Origin of the sequence: Bacteroides sp. CAG:633, from assembly GCF_000435115.1 — a bacterium.
Lineage (GTDB): Bacteria > Bacteroidota > Bacteroidia > Bacteroidales > Bacteroidaceae > Bacteroides > Bacteroides ndongoniae.
Window position 1 is genome coordinate 1 of sequence record NZ_FR883032.1, and the last position, 1,113, is coordinate 1,113.

At 47.9% G+C, this 1,113-nt stretch carries 1 protein-coding gene; it reads right to left on the reverse strand.

From position 1 onward, the window contains the following. Positions 1–289 precede the first annotated feature (289 nt). Entirely contained in the window at positions 290–877 is a 588-nt protein-coding gene (locus QVP67_RS04570; RefSeq protein WP_071149415.1) for a DUF3575 domain-containing protein, read from the reverse strand. Between the last annotated feature and the right edge of the window lie 236 nt (positions 878–1,113).

Sequence of the window (1,113 nt, forward strand, 5' to 3'; positions counted from 1 at the left end):
GGACTCTACCTCCATAGTTGAGAGATCGAGCCGCATGGTGATAATGACGCTGTCGCGCAAGCGGCAGACGTCGGTCGCCTCGACCGTTGCACCGCTTTGAAGGGTGTGCTGGGCCATGAGTGGCAGAGCGTCGCCAAGGCATCCCAAGAAAAGGCTATATATCAAAATGATTCGTTTCATGTCTATGATGGTGTCTTTTTAGTTTGTAGTTTTTTTGAGTTGGAATTATCCGCGTCCGTCCGTCTTTTTCCGTGTCGTCCGCGTATCTCAAAATTTCACCTTATTATATTTAGAAAACATATATCAGATTCAGGGCAGCCTTGGTGGGGCCGAGGTAATGATGCGGTTCGTTGTCCTCCAACTGTTCGCCACATCGCGGGCAAAGGTACTTATCGGCACGGCTGTAGACGTAACCCAAGCCAATGACCCCTTCAAGGCTCCAGCGGCGCGACAGCATCCAGTGGTAACCGTATGCTACACCAATGCCCGCCATCCAGCCCTCGAAGCGGTGGCCTTTCAGTTCACCAAAGTCGGTGCCGAAAAGTTTGAAGTCGAGATTAAGGTTGCTGAAGTTGTACACACCTCCCAGCAGATGGGTGCCTACAAAGTGCCCGTTGAAGCGTTCGCACAACCAGTAGCGAAGTTCCGGCTGGATGAGCCAGTGCTTCCACTTTTTGTTGTTGTCGCCGAAGGTCCAGCCATTGAAGTTGGCCGAAAGGTCGAATGTCCATTGGGGTGACAATCCGACTTCTGCTCCAAGGTTTACTGTAGTCGTTGCATCATACAACAAATTCGTCTTTACGGCCCAGTTTTGGGCTGAAAGCGAAATACTGACAAACAGCAAACAAAGCAGCAGGCTTCGTTTCACTATTTTCATGTTCATAACACAATTTTTTTTCTTAGCGGGATGTTGTTTTGTTGTTCCGTTACTTCGTAGGTAACGGTTATACTTTTCTTTTGCCTTGATGCAAAAGGAAAAATACCAAAAGAAAAAATCAAGAGACAAACCTCCGGAACTACTCAGTCTTCATTTTTGCTAAAAGGCAGAAAGTCGTCGTGCTCCAAACAGTCCGTCTTTTTCAACGTAAGAAACAAAGACGCCGCTTCATCTCC